Origin of the sequence: Phenylobacterium sp. (assembly GCF_004799515.1) — a bacterium.
Classification (GTDB): domain Bacteria; phylum Pseudomonadota; class Alphaproteobacteria; order Caulobacterales; family Caulobacteraceae; genus Phenylobacterium.
The window spans coordinates 1-15,434 of record NZ_SSMX01000028.1 but is presented as its reverse complement, the minus strand read 5'-3'; the positions used below and the strand labels follow the sequence as shown (position 1 = coordinate 15,434).

General features: G+C 67.9%; 15 protein-coding genes and 4 pseudogenes. 11 read left to right on the top strand and 8 right to left on the bottom strand.

The genetic code is table 11. From position 1 onward, the window contains the following. Position 1: 1 nt before the first annotated feature. Positions 2 to 772 (top strand): LytTR family DNA-binding domain-containing protein, encoded by a 771-nt coding sequence (locus tag E8A49_RS12710; protein ID WP_293381543.1) that lies wholly within the window; start codon positions 2 to 4, stop codon positions 770 to 772. A 47-nt stretch (positions 773 to 819) separates the two neighbouring features. On the opposite strand, the gene E8A49_RS12705 is transcribed toward E8A49_RS12710, so the two are convergent. After that, positions 820 to 2,784 (bottom strand): hypothetical protein, encoded by a 1,965-nt coding sequence (locus E8A49_RS12705; RefSeq protein WP_293381540.1) that lies wholly within the window; start codon positions 2,782 to 2,784, stop codon positions 820 to 822. Positions 2,785 to 2,909: 125 nt separating this feature from the next. Further along, positions 2,910 to 3,245: a hypothetical protein gene (locus E8A49_RS12700; protein ID WP_293381537.1), complete on the bottom strand. Its 336-nt coding sequence runs from the start codon at positions 3,243 to 3,245 to the stop codon at positions 2,910 to 2,912. Between the two features lie 119 nt (positions 3,246 to 3,364). Between E8A49_RS12700 and E8A49_RS23200 the strand changes: the two are divergent. Together E8A49_RS23200 and E8A49_RS12695 are read left to right on the top strand one after the other, a co-directional pair. Next, positions 3,365 to 3,430, top strand: a pseudogene (locus E8A49_RS23200) (hypothetical protein); the annotation flags it as partial. A 217-nt stretch (positions 3,431 to 3,647) separates the two neighbouring features. Beyond that, positions 3,648 to 4,054, top strand: a pseudogene (locus tag E8A49_RS12695) (hypothetical protein). 72 nt (positions 4,055 to 4,126) lie between these two features. Here the strand turns inward: E8A49_RS12695 and E8A49_RS12690 are convergent. The 3 genes and pseudogenes from E8A49_RS12690 to E8A49_RS12680 all read right to left on the bottom strand — a co-directional run. Beyond that, positions 4,127 to 5,953 carry a DUF885 family protein gene (locus tag E8A49_RS12690; protein WP_366928817.1) on the bottom strand — a complete coding sequence of 609 codons (1,827 nt, stop codon included), beginning with the start codon at positions 5,951 to 5,953 and terminating at the stop codon, positions 4,127 to 4,129. Positions 5,954 to 6,012: 59 nt separating this feature from the next. Continuing rightward, positions 6,013 to 6,837: an AraC family transcriptional regulator gene (locus tag E8A49_RS12685; RefSeq protein ID WP_293381531.1), complete on the bottom strand. Its 825-nt coding sequence runs from the start codon at positions 6,835 to 6,837 to the stop codon at positions 6,013 to 6,015. A 541-nt stretch (positions 6,838 to 7,378) separates the two neighbouring features. Beyond that, positions 7,379 to 7,998: pseudogene (locus tag E8A49_RS12680) on the bottom strand (transposase); the annotation flags it as partial. A 55-nt stretch (positions 7,999 to 8,053) separates the two neighbouring features. Here E8A49_RS12680 and E8A49_RS12675 point away from each other — a divergent pair. The 3 genes and pseudogenes from E8A49_RS12675 to E8A49_RS12665 form a co-directional block, all read left to right on the top strand. Continuing rightward, positions 8,054 to 8,225 (top strand): annotated as a pseudogene (locus E8A49_RS12675) (IS3 family transposase); the annotation flags it as partial. A gap of 80 nt (positions 8,226 to 8,305) precedes the next feature. Then, positions 8,306 to 8,791 (top strand): hypothetical protein, encoded by a 486-nt coding sequence (locus tag E8A49_RS12670; protein WP_293381528.1) that lies wholly within the window; start codon positions 8,306 to 8,308, stop codon positions 8,789 to 8,791. Between the two features lie 248 nt (positions 8,792 to 9,039). Then, entirely contained in the window at positions 9,040 to 10,086 is a 1,047-nt protein-coding gene (locus E8A49_RS12665) for a PAS domain-containing protein (protein WP_293381526.1), read from the top strand. Between the two features lie 371 nt (positions 10,087 to 10,457). Here E8A49_RS12665 and E8A49_RS12660 read toward each other — a convergent pair whose 3' ends face one another. Then, on the bottom strand, positions 10,458 to 11,291 hold the full coding sequence (locus E8A49_RS12660) for an aldo/keto reductase (protein WP_293381523.1): 834 nt from the start codon (positions 11,289 to 11,291) through the stop codon (positions 10,458 to 10,460). Between the two features lie 139 nt (positions 11,292 to 11,430). Here E8A49_RS12660 and E8A49_RS12655 point away from each other — a divergent pair, with 139 nt between their 5' ends. The 4 genes from E8A49_RS12655 (at position 11,431) to E8A49_RS12640 (ending at position 14,050) form a co-directional block, all read left to right on the top strand. After that, positions 11,431 to 12,684, top strand: coding sequence for a DUF6880 family protein (locus E8A49_RS12655; RefSeq protein ID WP_293381520.1), 1,254 nt, complete (start codon positions 11,431 to 11,433; stop codon positions 12,682 to 12,684). Between the two features lie 176 nt (positions 12,685 to 12,860). Further along, the gene (locus tag E8A49_RS12650) at positions 12,861 to 13,046 is read left to right on the top strand and encodes a DUF3008 family protein (RefSeq protein WP_293381517.1); all 186 of its coding nucleotides are present in this window, start codon (positions 12,861 to 12,863) and stop codon (positions 13,044 to 13,046) included. Positions 13,047 to 13,085: 39 nt separating this feature from the next. After that, on the top strand, positions 13,086 to 13,334 hold the full coding sequence (locus tag E8A49_RS12645; protein ID WP_293381514.1) for a hypothetical protein: 249 nt from the start codon (positions 13,086 to 13,088) through the stop codon (positions 13,332 to 13,334). 32 nt (positions 13,335 to 13,366) lie between these two features. Next, complete coding sequence (locus E8A49_RS12640; protein WP_293381511.1) at positions 13,367 to 14,050, top strand: alpha/beta family hydrolase; 684 nt, start codon at positions 13,367 to 13,369, stop codon at positions 14,048 to 14,050. 12 nt (positions 14,051 to 14,062) lie between these two features. Here E8A49_RS12640 and E8A49_RS12635 read toward each other — a convergent pair whose 3' ends face one another. Next, on the bottom strand, positions 14,063 to 14,350 hold the full coding sequence (locus E8A49_RS12635; protein WP_293381508.1) for a hypothetical protein: 288 nt from the start codon (positions 14,348 to 14,350) through the stop codon (positions 14,063 to 14,065). 73 nt (positions 14,351 to 14,423) lie between these two features. After that, positions 14,424 to 14,687, bottom strand: coding sequence for a DksA/TraR family C4-type zinc finger protein (locus tag E8A49_RS12630; protein WP_293381505.1), 264 nt, complete (start codon positions 14,685 to 14,687; stop codon positions 14,424 to 14,426). Between the two features lie 121 nt (positions 14,688 to 14,808). Here E8A49_RS12630 and E8A49_RS12625 point away from each other — a divergent pair. Further along, on the top strand, positions 14,809 to 15,434 hold a 626-nt coding region (locus tag E8A49_RS12625; RefSeq protein ID WP_293381502.1), incomplete at its 3' end, for an SDR family NAD(P)-dependent oxidoreductase.

Sequence of the window (15,434 nt, the reverse complement as noted above, 5' to 3'; positions counted from 1 at the left end):
GGTGGACCCGCAGACATCGCGCGCCCACCGCATCCGCGTCCTGATCGTCGACGACGAGCCCCTGGCGCGACGCAATATTGCGATCTTGCTGCAGAGCGATCCGGAAATCGCTGGAGTTAGCGAGTGCGGCTCCGGGCAGGCGGCGGTGGATGCGGTTCGGCGCGCGCCGCCCGACCTGATGTTCATCGACGTGCAGATGCCCGAGGTCGACGGTTTCGACGTCCTTGAATTGCTCGGCGGCCAGGCGCCGCGGGCCGTCGTGTTCGTCACCGCCTACGATGAGTATGCACTTCGCGCCTTCGAAGCCGGCGCTCTCGACTATCTGCTGAAGCCCTACGACGACGCGCGCTTCCGACGCACCCTGGATCGCGCCAAGCTGCGAATCTCCGAGGCGGGGCCGCCGCCGCGCCCGTCGGTAGAGCGATTGGTGGTGAAGAGCCGGGGGCGAGCGATCTTCGTCGATGTCCGCGACCTCGATTGGATCGAAGCGGCGAGCTACTACGCCTGCCTGCATGTTGGGGCCGACACGCACATCCTGCGCCGAACGCTCGCCGAGCTGGAACAGGACCTCGATCCGGACCGGTTCATCCGCATACATCGTTCGGCGATCGTCCGGTTGGATCGGGTGGAGGGCCTCCAGCTGACACGGAGTGGTGACCACGAGGCCGTCCTGGCGGATGGTACCCGCCTGCGGGTCAGCCGCCGCTATCGCAAGCTTCTGCAAGACCGATTGATTTCCGTCTCGCAGGACCGGGCGGCGCCGTTCGCTTGACCTCGGCTGCACGTGCCGTGCAGCCGAGCCGCTAGCCGTGCACGTCGTCACGGGAAGTCCGTCGTGAAATAGGCGAAGACCGTCTTCGGCCCGGGGTAGCGGAAGAAGCCGGGCGTGTAGGCGTTCGTCCAGACAGCATGACCCAGCGCGTTCTGGGCCTGGAGGCGAAGGGTGGTCTTGTGGCCCAACGCAGTGAAGCCGTAGCGACCGCCGAGGTTCACCTGGTTGGTGGCAGGCGTGTAGACCCGGTCGTCGACACTTTCCGGCTGAGCGCCGAAGTGTAGGACCGAGGCGTCCAGCGAAAGCTTGGGGATCCAGGGCAGGGCGTAGTTGACGGCGGCGTTGTAGATCAGCCGCGGTTGGCCCACAGCGACAGGACCCACGCCGGCGGCGGCCAGATTAGGTCCGGTGATGCCGACGCCGCCGTCCAACATGCCGACGTTGACGGTCAAGCCTTTTGCGACCTCGCCGGCGATGGAGAACTCGACGCCCTTGCCCCGCTGGAGGCCCAGCCTTTCATCGATGTTGTTAGAGGCAAGGTTGAAGTAGGGCTTCTCCAGCTCGAACACCCCCGCGATGATTTTGAAGCGGGGCGTCACCGCATAGCGGAGGCCGGCGTCCAGCTGCCAGGTCTTCGAGGCTGGCAGGACGGCTCCGCCGTTGGCGGCCGAGCTTGGCGCTGTCCCAGAGTTCTCCAGCCCCTGAGTATAGCCGCCGTAGAGCGTCATCTGTGAGCCGACGGCCAAGGCCGCATTGCCATAGAGGCGCAGGGGATGAGCCGATACGTCTGAGGGAATGGTCCCAGGCATGGCGACCGTCTCGTGGTAGCTCTCCTGCTGCACGCCGGCCTCAACTTCGATGCGGCGGCGCCAAGCGACGTGGTAAGCGACGCCGGCGCTCCAGAGTCGCGCCTGGTCGTCGGTAAGGACCGAGTAGGCAAATTGCGGGCGCGCCGATTGGACAAACATGGAGAGGTCCGCCGGGCCCAGATCGACCGCATTCTGGCCACCATATCGCGCTGTGGTCTCCCGTCCGCGCGCCATCAGGATGACCTGCTGACGGAAATCACCGGCGCCGAAAGCGCCGGTCAGACGCGCTTCTCCCGAGGTCGACCCAGTGAACTGTTCGGGGAACCCGACCACGACGTGATCAGAGCGGCCGTTGCGCTGGATGTCGGTGTAGAGGTCCGCGTAACTCACGGGCGCATCGACCGTCGACCGAAACAGCCCCGCGTTGAGGGACCAGTGTTCGGAGAGCCGCGCGGAAATCAGGCCGCCCAGATTGACGGTTACATTTCGGCCCTCCGCCCAGTCCTGGCCCCGGAAGTTCGTCGGGATCGGCGGCGGCAGGAAGTCTCCGGCCGTGTAGTAAATCGGGAAGGTCTTCGCGGCTGTCGTTTGCTGCCAATCGAGGATCGCGCGCACGGTCACCCGATCGTTCGGGGACCACTGTGGCGTCGCGCCCGCGCTTTTGATCGTCGATGTATAGCCCGGATAGGCGCCATAGGGCGTGGCGGTGCTCACCTGCGCGGCGACCCCGACTGGCACCAGGAGCGTACTGTTTAGCAGGGGCAGGCTGACGTCGAGACTGACTCCGTGCGCCGCGTAGGGACCGAGATTGCCGATGAGGGTCGCGCTAGGTGTGTCGCCGCCGAGCCGACGCAGGTTGTAGTCCACGATGCCGGTCGGGGCGGGGAAAGCGTAGCCGATCTCGCTGATCCCGACGCGAATGACCGAACCCTCCACAACGCGGTTGGAGAGGCCGCCCTGTTGATCGAAGTAAAGCCCGTCGATGCGAACATTGCCCGCCGCCTGGGGGCTAAAGCCGCGCACCAGACCCGCGCTGTAGAGGCCGACGGACTCCAGCCCTAAGGTCAGCCCATAGGCGTCGTCGGCGGCGGTGACCGGATTGTCACCGGCGTGTTGAGCTCTGGCAGGAGCAGCCGCGAACATTAGAAGGTTGGCGGCAGCCGCCAGCAATAGGCGTCGACGGTTCTGACCATGGGGGCGCATGTGTGCTTCGGCTCCGAAAACTCGAGCCAGATTATTTGCCCCGGCTCGCAAAGCTGAGACCGCTCGCTGCGCCCGGTTGATTGTTCACTGCACGAAATTGGTCCCCCTGAGCCCGGGGAGCACTGTTACGTCCAGCTGACAAGCCGTGTCTTGGCGAGCGCTGCGGCAGTGATCGGCACGCGGATCGAGGCGAGAGCGAAGGCCCGCTTCAAAATGTGCTTCAGAGCGCGCAGACGTAGCCGGCGCTTCGTTACTCTGCCGTTGGCCGATCCTGACCAATCCGCGCAAAATCGCTGATCCAGTTGGTCTCCCGGGTGATGCCGCCGTCGGGAGAGAAGGCCTGTGCCAATGGCGAAATTGCGGGTGATTTTCGACCAGATGAACCGCACCTTGATCGGCTTTCCGCGCAGGGTCTCGTCGTTGTAGAAGGTGCCCACGCCGTTAACGAACCGGCCGAGCATTGGCGGGTCGAGCTTGGCGATCGGGGTGCGGCCATCGAGCTAAGGCGGCCCGGTGCTTCAGCTTGGGCCGCTGCCGATGCGGCGTCTCCGAGCGTTACTACGAGGCCGTCGGGGGCTGGATGCTGGCCCACGTGAAGGGCCGTCCGTGCTCGATGATCAGGATGCCGGACAGGATAAACGGGGCGCAGAAGTTCTTCCAGCGCCATGCCGCCAGGGGCCAGTCAGCTCTGATCACCGAGGTTGAGGTGTGGGGCGACCGCAAGCCCCATCCAGTTCGATCGCGTCGAGGCCCTGGTGGCCGCGTCTCAGACGGGCGCCCTGAAGCTGCACCCCTAGAACTCCGAGCCGTTTTCGCCGGAGCAGCCAGGACGGCTGGTGTTCGACCTCGACCCCGCGCCCGACATGGCCTTCAAGGTGGTGATCGAGAGCGCGCGGGAGATCCGCGACCGTCTCGAGGAGTAGGCCTGGTCAGCTTCTGCAAGACCACGGGCGGCAAGGGCCTGCACGCGGTGACGCCACTGGAGGCGGAGGGCATCGAATGGGCGGTGGCCAAGGCCTTCGCCCGCGATGTCTGCAAGGCGATGGCGGCCGATGCGCCGGACCGCTTCCTGATCAACATGGCCGAGAAGGAGCGCACGGGGCGTATCTTCCTGGACTATCTTCGCAAGGACCGCATGGCGACGGCGGTGGCGCCGCTGTCCCCGCGGGGCCGTCCCGGGGCACCGGTGTCCATGCCCCTGAGCTGGACGCAGGTGAAGAAGGGCCTGGATCCAGCGCCTACACGGTGCGCACCGTGCCGGCTTTGGTGAAGAAGCTGAAGGCCTGCGAGGACTATTGCGACGGCGAGCGGCCGCTGGCGGGCGCCAGCAAGCGGCTCGGTCTCATGCCGTCTTGATGTAGGCCTCGATGCGCCGATCCAGCACGCCGAGCGGCATGGCTCCCCACAGCAGCCCCGCATCGTGAAACCGGCGGATGTCGAAACGCGGGCCGAGGGCGTCCTTGGCCTTCTGGCGCAGGCGCAGCCAGTCCAGCTTCCCCAGCATGTAGCTGGAGGCCTGGCCCGGCCAGACGCAGTATTTCTCGACCTCGCTGGCCATGGCGGCCTCCGTGTCCCCCAGCGCGTCGACCATGTACCGGATCGCCTGCTCGCGGCTCCAGCCCTGGCTGTGCAGACCCGTGTCCACCACCAGGCGAACGCAGCGGAACAGGGATTCGTGAAGCTGGCCGACGTGGCCCAGCGGGTCGTGTTCATAGAGGCCCATCTCCACCGCCAACTGTTCGGCATAGAGCGCCCAGCCTTCGGTGTAGCCGGCGAAACTCCCGCCCTTGCGGATCAGCGGCAAGTCCGCCTCCTGGGCCAGGGAGAGCTGCAGATGGTGGCCGGGAACGCCTTCGTGGAAGGTGATTGACGGCAGCACCCAGCTCGGCAGTTCGGCGGTGTCGCGCAGGTTGACGTAGTAGGCCCCGGGCCGGGTCCCATCGAGAGAACCGCTTTCGTAGTAGCCGCCCGAGGCCCCCGCCTCGATGGCCTGCGGCACGCGGCGGATCACCAGCCTGGCCTTGGGCAGGGTTCCGAACCACTCGGGCAGCTTGGCCTGCACTTCGATCGCCTTGGCGTTCAGGTCGGCGATCAGCTTGGTCTTGCCCGCGTCCGTATTCGGGTAGCGCAGCTTAGGATCGTCGAAGAGCGCCCGCAGCCGCTCGCCTACCGAGCCTTGGGTGTAGCCCTGCGCCTTCAGGATGGCGTCGGCCTGCGCGCTCTGGCTCCTCACCAGATCCAGGCCCGTCTGGTGGATCTCCGTCGGCGGCACGTCCGAGGTGGTCTGCTGCTTCAGCGCCAGGGCGTAGAAGGCGGCGCCCTGAGGCAATCGGGCGACGCCGGCCGCGTGGACCGAGTGGCGTCGCATCTCGTTCATGAGGGCGATCTGGCGATCGAGCGCGGGCTGCACCTTGCCCGTGTAGAGGGCTGCGGCGCGCTGTTCCCAGTCGCCGGCCAGCCCCTTTTCTCGGGCGCGTCTGGAGAGCGACCGGACCAGGACCGCCTGGCCCGGCGGCGCGTCGCGGAGCGCGCGCATCTGGATCAGAGCCTTGTCGATGATGAAGTCCGGCGGGATGACGCCCAGGGCCACGTCGTGGCGCGCCTTCCCGGCCTCTTGGTCGAGCACGGTGGCAAACGCCGAGAGGCGGGACAGATAGGCCTCCGCGTCGGCCTTGGTTTCGATGGCGTGCTGGCTGTCCAGGAAATCCGGGACCCGTTGGTAGGACCCGCTGAGCTGGCTCAGCACATAGGGGGAGCCGTAGTAGGCGTCGCCGATGTAGGAGATGTCGCGCTCGACCTGGGCGCCAAGCGTGATGCCGTAGAGGACTGAGTCGTAGTTCACCCGCTCCTGGAGGCCGAGTGCATCGGCGTCGATGCCGCGCAGGCGGGCGAGGTGATCGGCGGTCCGCCGCTTGTTGCCTTCCCAGGCGGCGATCGAGCTGTCGTCCAGCTGGGATTTCTGGCGCGCGCGCTCGCCCTTGTCGAGGCCGAGCCCAGACACTGACATCGGAGAGCGGTCGAGGTTCTCCTTCATGATGGCGTCGAACAGGGCGTTGAGCCTGACGCCTTCCGGGGTGGGGCTGGCGCGACGCGGCTGGGCTTGGGTGCGCGGCGCCGCCCCAAACGCCAGGGCGGCGGCCGAGCCGAGCAGGAGATCGCGTCTGTTCAAGATGGGTTTGCGCAACACGACCCAACCGGTAACCCAAGATGGCCCGTCCGGCTTGAACGTTATTGCTTCGCGTATCGGCCCGGGGAGACCCCGACGATCCGCTGGAACTGGCGCGTCAGGTGGCTTTGATCGGAATAGCCCAGGTCGAGCGCGACCTGGGCGGCCCGATGGCCGGCGAGCAGCCTGGCGCGCGCCTCCATGACCCGGCGTTGGTTGCGGTAAGCCAGCGGCGTCAGGCCGACCGATTTCTTGAAGCTGCGCACCAAGTGAAAAATGCTTAGACCGGTCAGCTCGCCCAGCGCCTGCAGGCCAAAGCTCTCCGTGAAGCGGTCGTCTATGTACTCCCGACAGAGCGTGATCGTGGCCGAAGCGCCGGCCGCCTCTGGCCGCGCGCGGCGCCTCCGCGGCGCGGACTCCGCGAGGATCCCGAGCAGGGCGGCCAGGGCGCTCTCCTGTTCGAGCGGGCCGGCGCCGGTATCGGCCAATGTGGCGTGGGCGTGGTTCACGCACCGGAAGATGGCGGCGTTGTCGGTCACCGGCTCTTCGAAGGAGAGAGGCTGGGCGAACGGCGTGGGGTCGAGGAACGGCCGAACCGCGCCGGGCGGCACATAGAGCACGCGATAGCGCAGGGTCTCGGGTCCGAGCGTCGCATTGGCGTGGGGCTCGTCGGGGTGCAACAGCAGGACGTCGCCTGCGCCCACGAGGTGCGGCCCGCCCCCGACCGCCAGGGTCTCAGCACCCGTCAGGACCGCGCCGATGACATATTCGGCGTGGCTGTGCTCCGGAAAGCTCCGGTCGCGGTAGGCGACGGTCACCAGTTCGACGCCGGGCAGATGCCGCGGGCGGTCGAACCGGGCCTCGTCCTCATTTGTGGGCGACGCCATTGCCGATAGGGTATCCCAGAAATCTGACCATCGCGAGGCCAGGGTTGGGGGAGAGACGCCAGAGCGCGTTTGGCGTGGTGTAGCGCTGAGTCTACCGCTACGTCTTCAACCGGGCGCCGCCTTCCGCTCAGACCATCGCGAGGCGGGTGTTCCGCGAGGGCGGCATCGACAGGATGACGGAGTGGCTGAAGGGCGAGTTGGGCCGGCGCTGCCGGTCGGCCAGCGCCAGATCACTCCAGTCGTCGCTCAGCTCGCGGACCTCGCCCCGCCCCAGCACGCGGCTGCCGTCCTGGTCGATCCCCTCGAGGGCGCCGTGGCGCGTTGTGTAGTTGAGATGGGGCCTCAGGTGCGTGGACGTCCGCGTGCGCCCGGTCACCTTGACCATCACTTCGGGCGCCCGGGCCGCCAGTCTCGCGAGGCGCGCGCGCGGGTCATGACGCGCTGCCGTTCCCAGCACGGCCTCCGGTCGCCTGCGATTGGCCCGGATGGGCGGCCGCCAAACGTCTTCGAACGCCGCGACCAAGGTGAACTCAGTCATGGCCCGACGCGGCAGGGCGGCCAGGCCCCGGACGCCGGCGCGGCGCATCAGCCGCTCGATCCGTGAGCGCCCGACCCTGCGGCCGTGGCCGCGCAGGATGGCGTGGACCCGCGGCGATCCGTAGGTCCCGCTGCTCTCGGCGTGGATCAGGCGGATGTCGTCGAGCAGCGCCCGGTTGGCGGCCGCGCGCGGGCTCTCGGGCCGTACGCGCCACGCATAGTAGCCGCTGGCCGACAGACCCAGGACCGCGCACATCACCCGAACCGGCCAGACCGCTCGATGCTCATCGACGAACCCGAACTTCATCGGGAGGCCGCTCCGAAGATGAGCGCGGCTTTTTTTAGGATGTCGCGCTCCATGCGCAGCCGCTCGTTCTCGCGCCGCAGACGGGCGTTGTCGGCGGCCAGGTCAGACGGCGACGGGGCCGCCGCCTGCGTACTGGGGCGCCACGGCGTCCCCGTCGCCTGCGCCGGAGAAAACTGAGACATCCAACGTCGCAGCACCGTCTCGTGCAGACCGAGCTCGCGAGCCACAGCGCCGGCCGACAGGCCGCTGCTGGCCACCCGGTCCACTGCTTCGCGCTTGAACGACTCCGGAAAAACCCGGCGCTTCACATCTCGCATCAGACACTCCTCTCCAGCTCCGAAAAGCTAGCATGGGTGTCCACTGAAACGAGGGAGGATCAAGGCGCTGGAGGACGAGAACACGAAGCTCAAGCGACTGCTGGCCGACGCCATGCTCGACAACGTCGCGCTGAAGGATCTGCTCGGAAAAAATGGTGACGCCCGCCGCGCATCGGGAGGCTGCAGCTTACCTGCAGGCGACCTACAAGATGAGCCAGCGCCGGGCGTGACGGATACTGAACAGCAACCGAGCTAGCCTGCGCTACCAGGCGACGCGACCTGGCGGGGCCAGCGCACCTGGAATGGGGTGGCGATCCTGGCCCGTGGCGCCACGCCGGTGCTCACACGCCGCGCCCTACCGGGCGACCCGGCCGATGATCAGGCCCGTTATATCGAGGCTGCCGTGAACGGCGTGCTGATCGCCTCGATCTACCTGCCCAACGGCAATCCTCAGCCCGGTCCAAAGTTCGCCTATAAGCTGGCCTGGTTCGAGCGCCTGACCACTTACGCGGCAGAGCTCATGGCGGCGGTCGTTCCGGTCGTGCTGGCGGGCGACTACAATGTGGTCCCGACCGAAGCCGACATCTTGCCCGGACACCACGAGCAGGACAACGCGCTCCTGCAGCCGCAGAGCCGCGCTGCATTTCAACGGCTGCTGGACCAGGGTTGGACCGATGCCCTGCGCACCCTCCAGCCCGAGGGTCCGCTTTGGACGTTCTGGGGCTACCTGCGTCATCGGTGGCATGCGGCTCGATCACCTACTGCTAAGTCCGACCCTGGCGGAGGGGCTTAGGACAGCCGGAGTTTCGCGCGACGTCCGAGGGCTCGACGGCGCCAGCGACCATGCGCCCACTTGGATCGACGTGCGGGGAAAAGTCGGGACGCGGCGACCCTCGCGGCCAGAGGCGGCCAAACCGACGTCCCCTGGCGCCCGTCGCGGGCGACCAGCACGCCCAAGACGGTCTTAGATTCTGCGGCGGCGCGCGAACCCGGCGACCGAACGCGCGTTGAAAACTTCCGGATGTTTCAGTGAGTAAGCGCTTGGCCGACGACGCCCGACACTCTTCTTCCCTGCACGGCGACCGCCCCGCGGCCGCCGCGGCCCAAGTTCTGGCGGATCGCAACGCGCTGGCCGCTGTGGCGGTCGAGCGTACCCGCATGCCGATGGTGGTCTGCGACCCCCGCCAGCCGGACAGTCCCATCGTCCTGGCGAACCGGGCGTTCCTTAAGTTGACGGGCTACAGCGCCGACGAGGTGATCGGTCGCAACTGCCGCTTCCTGCAAGGCGAGGGCACCTCCGCCGAGGCGATCTCCGCGATCCGCGAGGCCATGCGGGAGGAGCGGGAGATCGAAGTCGAAATTCTCAACTATCGCAAGGACGGCTCGGCTTTCTGGAACCAGCTTGGCCTCAGCCCGGTGCACGACGACGACGGGAAGCTGCTTTATGTGTTCGGCTCCCAGATCGACGTCACCGAGCTGCGCAAGGTTCAAAGCCTGGAAGCGGCCGAGCACCGGCTTCTGAAAGAGGTCGATCACCGCTCGAGAAACGTCCTGGCTGTGGTCGGCGGTATCGTCCGCCTGAGCCGTTCGGATGAGCCTGTCCGCTATGCCCGCGCCATCCAGGAGCGGGTGGAGGTGTTGGCCCGCGCCCATTCTCTCCTGGCCGAACGGGGCTGGCAGGAGGTCAGCCTGGAGGAGATCATCCGCCAGCAAATTGAGCGAGGTCGTGCAGAGCGCATCGCTTTGGATGGCCCTGAACTGATGGTGTCAGCGATCGCCGTGCAGCCCGTCGCCCTGGTCATCCACGAGCTGGTCGACAACGCCGTCAATCATGGCGCGCTTTCGGTGCCCGGCGGCAGTGTCGAGGTGCGGTGGGCGCGTGGCCCCGAATATGGCGCCTTCGAGCTCAGCTGGCGCGAGGTTGGCGGCCCGGCTCCGCCCGCAGAGCCTCGGAAAGGCTTCGGGACAGCGATGATCGCGGGCATGGTCGAGCGGCAATTGCGCGGTCACGTCCAGCGCGCCTGGGTCGATCAGGGCCTCACCATAAAGATGACGGCGCCGGGGACCTTTGAGCCGATCCCCGCCTGATCACGGGTCCGCGGCGTCCCGCCGAAAGGCCGAGGCGAGACCGCCGCTGCTTACGCCGGACGGGCGATACATCGTCGTCCGCGGCCGTCTTTGGCGGGCAAGCAACCCAGGTCTGGCCCCGGAGGCGCGCGCCCGGCTGGTGCACGAACTCATGACGGCGCGGCGGGATGTTGGAGCTGCGCGCCGGCGTGCCGACCACCCGGCTCTGGCGGATGCCGGGTCCAGGGTTGAGGCAGCCAAGGTCGGCTTGGGCGAACGCGGGCCCGTGTGGTGGCTGGATGGTGCGCCGGACCTCACCAGGCGGATGGCGCGCACGACGGCCTACGCGGCGTGGTATCGGTCCGCCGGGCCTGAGGGCGGCGCTGATAGCGTCAGAGCATCGCCAGACGGGTCTTGCGCGTAGGGGGCGCGAACTCCGCGTCGATCGCCGCGAGATCTTCGGCCGTAAGCATCAAATCCAGGGCCCGGCGGTTGGCCTCGACGTGCGCCACGTCCGCAGCCTTCGGGATCGCGATGACCGTCGGATCGCGAAGCACCCAGGCGAGCGCGACTTGGGAGGGCGTCACGCCGTGCCGTTTGGCGACCGCCGAGAGGGCAGGGGACTGCGGCAGACGACCCTGTCCGACCGGGCTATAGGCCATGGTCGGAATGGCGCGTTTGCGCAGCTGAGGCAGCAGGTCGAACTCGGCGCCCCGCTCCGTGACGTTGTAGAGGACCTGATTGGTGGCGCAGGACTCGCCGCCGGCTCGGACGAGTTGGTCCATATCGCCGGCGTCGAAATTGCTGACCCCCCATCGCCGGATCTTCCCAGCCCGCATCAAGGCGTCCATGCCCTCGATGGTCTCGGCGAGCGGGACCTGCCCTCGCCAATGGAGCAGGTAGAGGTCGAGGTGATCGGTCTTCAGACGTTGCAGGCTTGCCTCGCAGGCGCGTTCGATACGTCCGCGGCCCGCGTTCTGGGGATAGACCTTGCTGACCAGGAAGATCTGGTCGCGAGCGCCGGCGAAGGCTTCGCCAAGCAGGGTCTCGGCGGCCCCGTCGCCATACATCTCAGCGGTGTCGATCAAGCTCATGCCGAGCTCGACGCCGGCGCGCAGGGCGGTGATCTCCTGCTGACGCGACCGCGGGTCTTCCCCCAGGCGCCACGTGCCTTGGCCGAGCGCGGGGGCCGCCGTCTGATCTGGAAGAGTCACTGATCGCACCATTCGCCCACGCTTACCCGGGCCCCGGCGGCCCCGCCAGCCGTCACGCCCGCCGAGCCGCAACTGGCCCACGAGGCGAGGCGTCGGCTGAACGGCGCGGCCGAACAAGCGTTGATCCGCTGATGCAGCGCAGCTTGGACCGATGAAGCGACCCTCCGTCGCCAGCCGAAAGACCCTCAAACGCGAGAACCTCGCGGGGCTCGGCGCGGACCGGCTCGCCGACATCCTGCTGGGCGTCGCCGACACCCGGCCCGACCTGAAGCGGCGCCTACGCATGGAGGTCGCCGCCGAGCAGGGTGCTGAGCACCTGGTCCCGCAGGTCGACAAGCGCCTGGCGACCCTGGAGACCAGTCGCGGCCAGGTGACCTGGCGGCAGAAACCCGCCGTGATCCGCGACCTCGACGCCTTGCGCGGGCTGATCGCCGAGCGCCTCGCCGGCCTCGACCGCAGCGCGGCGCTTGAGCGGCTGTGGCAGTTCCTGGAGACATCGACGCCGGTCGCACGCCGCTTTCACGGCCGCGATGACGCGATGGCGGCGGTCTACCTCCATGCTGCGGGCGACCTTGGTCGGCTGCTGGCTGCCCATGATCCGCGAATGGCCGCCGATCGGCTGGTGGAGGCTATCGCTGCGCGACCGCAGACCTGGGCCGACTGGCTGCCAGCGACCCTGGAGCCCGTCCCCCGGGCCGTGGCGCTGATCGCCCTTGAGCTGGGGCGGGCGCGCCAAGAGCGGGCAGCGGGCTGGCTGACAGTGATGCGGCATCTGGCCGACGCCGCCGGCGACGTGGAAGCGTTCCGGGAAACCTACCCGGCGGAGGCCTTGGCCACGCCCGCGATTTCGGTCGAGCTGGCTCGGCGCTACATGGCCGCAGGTCAGGTGGAGGCGGCGGGCGATGTGCTGCGCCGCGCGGCTCCGACACCCGGCCGGACGGGTCGTCTTCCCGCGCCGGACTTCGATTGGGAAACGGCCTGGATCGACTACCTGGAGCGGGCCGGCGACACCGAAGCCGCCCAGGCTGTACGGTGGGCCTCCTTCGAGCGCACGCTGGACGCCAGCCGCGCGCGGGATTTCACGACACGCCTCACGGGTTTTGACGACGTGGAGGCCGAAGGCCGCGCCTTCGCCCATGCCGCCGAGCATGCCGACTTCCAACGGGGCTTGCAGTTCCTGATGGCCTGGCCGGCCCTGCCGGAGGCCAGCCGGATGATCCAGGCGCGGGAAGCCGACATCAAGGTCGATGCGTCGGAGGCCGAGTTATGGGCGGCCAAGCTTCGTCGGCGCTATCCGGCGGCCGCGCACCTGTTGCTGCGCCGGGCGGCGGCGGCGGCCTTCCGCCGGCGTGACTTCAAGGTCTGCGACCGGCTGACCCAGGAGGCGGAGACGATCATCCTCTAACGAGGTGGCGCGGCGGTCCTGGCGCGACCAGGCCTCGTCCCAGCAGCGAGCGTTGCCGCCTGGTCGGCTCGATCCGTTTCACCTCTGCGGCGAGGAGTTCACCGGCGCGGAGGGCCCGGCTGAACTCGCTGAAGGGTTCGGCGTTGATCGAAAATCGTCAGCCATAGGAGGTTTTCATGCCCGCCAAATCCGCCGCCCAGCAGAAGGCCGCCGGCGCGGCCCTGTCCGCCAAGCGTGGCGACACGCCCAAGAGCGAGCTCAAGGGCGCGTCCAAGCAAATGGCGGAGTCCATGAGCGAAAAGCAGCTCGAGGAGTTCGCCCACACCAAGCGCAAGGGCAAGCCGGAACACGTCAAGAAATAGTGGGCGGGCCAGGAGAGCCCGCAAACCTCGGAGGGGAGCATGCGGCCTGAGGTCATCAAGACGATCGGGTATGTCGTGTCTTGCGCGAGCGTCGCCCTGCTCGGCGTCGCCGCCTATCCGGGCGCGGAGAAGGCCGGCCTGCTGCCGGCGCTCTTCGCCGGCATGGCGACGTCCGTCGCGGGCATGGGCCTGCGTTGGCTGTCGTATGAAATCGAGAAGCGGCGCGAAACGGCGTCCGCTGCGGACGCGGTCAGCCTTGCGCCCGGCGCGGTTCGTCAGCGAAGCTAGCGGCGGCCAAGCCTGACGGGATCATCGCGCACATGAGCACAACGCCCTTGGCGATCGAGGTTTCCGGGGCCGGCGAGGTCTCGGCCCTCTGGCAGACGCCGGTCGCGCCGTCGGCCTGCCTGGTCTTGGCGCATGGGGCCGGGGCTGGGATGACCCACCGGTCCATGGTGGCGATCGCCGACGGGCTCGAGGCCCTCGGCGTTGCGACCCTGCGCTACCAGTTCCCCTACATGGAAAAGGGCGGCAGGCGCCCCGACGGGCCGGCGATCGCCCATGCAGCCGTTCGGGCGGCTGTCGCAGAGGCGCGCAACCGGGCTGAGGGTGCGCCGCTCTTTGCCGGTGGCCGATCCTTCGGCGGCCGCATGACCTCACAGGCTCAAGCCCTCGCGCCGCTGGCCGGCGTCAGGGGCTTGGTCTTCTTCGCCTTCCCGCTGCATCCCGCCGGCAAACCCTCGGTGACGCGCGCGGAGCATCTGGCGGATGTCGGTGTCCCCATGCTCTTCGTGCAGGGCTCGAACGATGCGCTCGCCCAGCTCGATCTCCTTCGCCAGACGCTGGCAGGGCTCAATGATCGCGCCACGTTGGATCTGATCGACGATGCCGACCACGCCTTCCATGTCCCGGCGCGCACGGGCCGTAAGGACCCCGAGGTCCTGACCGCAATGCTCACGACGGCCGCTCAGTGGATGGCGGCCCAAGGGCCGGGCCCTGAATAAGGAGACGTCGCGTTAGCGGCTCTCAGCGCGACGCAGGCTGTCGAGCGACACCGGGCCAGATAGGCTGGTGAACACCAGCGATGACGAACCGCCCGATTGCTGGGCGACGCCCGAAATCTGGTGATCGGCGCTGTCGTACACGGCCTTCTTGCCGTCCTGCTCGATGAGCAGGCGGCGCTTTTCGGGGAAGAAGGCGTATCGCCACCCGTTCTGGGCGCCGCTTGAAGCAGCCTGGCCGAGCTCTTCCGGCCACCAGGGCGGATCGAACTTCAGCGGCTCCATCGGCTTCATCGGCGCCATGGGCTTCATCGGCTCCATGTTCTGCTTCCTTGTCTCTTGTGAGGGGGCGTCGTTCGAGGCCCGCTGAAGGCCGTCAGCGCAGCTGGCTGTCCTTGCTGCCGCGGCGGTTGATGCCGACCAGGACGATGCGGCTATCGCGGCCGGACTGGCAGCTGACACACGTCCGCGCACCAGGCAGGGCCTTGCGACGGGCCTCTGGGATGTCCTCGCCGCACTCCACGCAGTGCTCAGCGCCTTCGCCCATGGGCAGGCGGGCGCGGGCGGTCAGAACGCCATCGGTGATGGTGTCTTCGATCTGATCCAGGACGGCGCCTTCGTGCGCCCAGCCGGTAGCCATGTCGTCTCCGTTGGCGGTCTGTCGGGACGCCTGAGATAAGGACACCGGCGTCATTGCAAGCTGAGCTGACTGAACCAAGTCGGCCTTAGGCGGTTCCAGTTTCCTTGCTGGAGAAATGCGAATGACCGACCGCCCCAAGAGCCTGAAAGACCTCGTTGTTGTGATCGTTGGGGCGTCCAGCGGCTTCGGGCGCGGCACGGCCCTGAAGCTTGGCGCCGAGGGTGCGAAAGTCGTCGTCGCGGCGCGCCGAAAAGCGCTGCTCGATGAAGTGGTCAGCGAGATCGAGGGCTCCGGTGGCGCGGCGCTGGCCATCGAGACCGAGGTCAGCGACCCCGCCGCGGTGAGCGCCCTGGCCGCGGCCGCGGTGGCGCAGTTCGGGCGGATCGATGTCTGGATCAACAATGTCGGGATCGGCGCCCTGGGCTACTTCTGGGACATTCCGATCGAAGACCACGCGCGGGTGGTGGATGTGAACCTCAAGGGTCTGATCTTCGGCGCGCACGCGGCGCTGCGGCAGTTCCGCAGCCAGGGCTACGGCACCTTGATCAACACCGGCTCGGTGGACAGCGAGACCCCGCTCGCCCTGCAGAACACCTACGCCGCGACCAAGGCCGGCGTGCTCAGCCTCAGCCGCAGCCTCAACGAGGAGCTGAAGCTCGCGGGCGACACGGAGATCAAGGTCGGCACCATCATGCCCTGGGCCGTCGACACCCCCTGGTGGACTCACGCCGCCAACTACACCGGCCA

Coding starts and splice junctions, on each gene's coding strand:
- E8A49_RS12705 (WP_293381540.1), bottom strand. CDS start 2,784: ATGCGCCCCCATGGTCAGAACCGTCGACGCCTATTGCTGGCGGCTGCC.
- E8A49_RS12700 (WP_293381537.1), bottom strand. CDS start 3,245: ATGCTCGGCCGGTTCGTTAACGGCGTGGGCACCTTCTACAACGACGAG.
- E8A49_RS12685 (WP_293381531.1), bottom strand. CDS start 6,837: ATGGCGTCGCCCACAAATGAGGACGAGGCCCGGTTCGACCGCCCGCGG.
- E8A49_RS12660 (WP_293381523.1), bottom strand. CDS start 11,291: ATGGTGCGATCAGTGACTCTTCCAGATCAGACGGCGGCCCCCGCGCTC.
- E8A49_RS12655 (WP_293381520.1), top strand. CDS start 11,431: ATGAAGCGACCCTCCGTCGCCAGCCGAAAGACCCTCAAACGCGAGAAC.
- E8A49_RS12650 (WP_293381517.1), top strand. CDS start 12,861: ATGCCCGCCAAATCCGCCGCCCAGCAGAAGGCCGCCGGCGCGGCCCTG.
- E8A49_RS12645 (WP_293381514.1), top strand. CDS start 13,086: ATGCGGCCTGAGGTCATCAAGACGATCGGGTATGTCGTGTCTTGCGCG.
- E8A49_RS12640 (WP_293381511.1), top strand. CDS start 13,367: ATGAGCACAACGCCCTTGGCGATCGAGGTTTCCGGGGCCGGCGAGGTC.
- E8A49_RS12635 (WP_293381508.1), bottom strand. CDS start 14,350: ATGGCGCCGATGAAGCCGATGGAGCCGCTGAAGTTCGATCCGCCCTGG.
- E8A49_RS12630 (WP_293381505.1), bottom strand. CDS start 14,687: ATGGCTACCGGCTGGGCGCACGAAGGCGCCGTCCTGGATCAGATCGAA.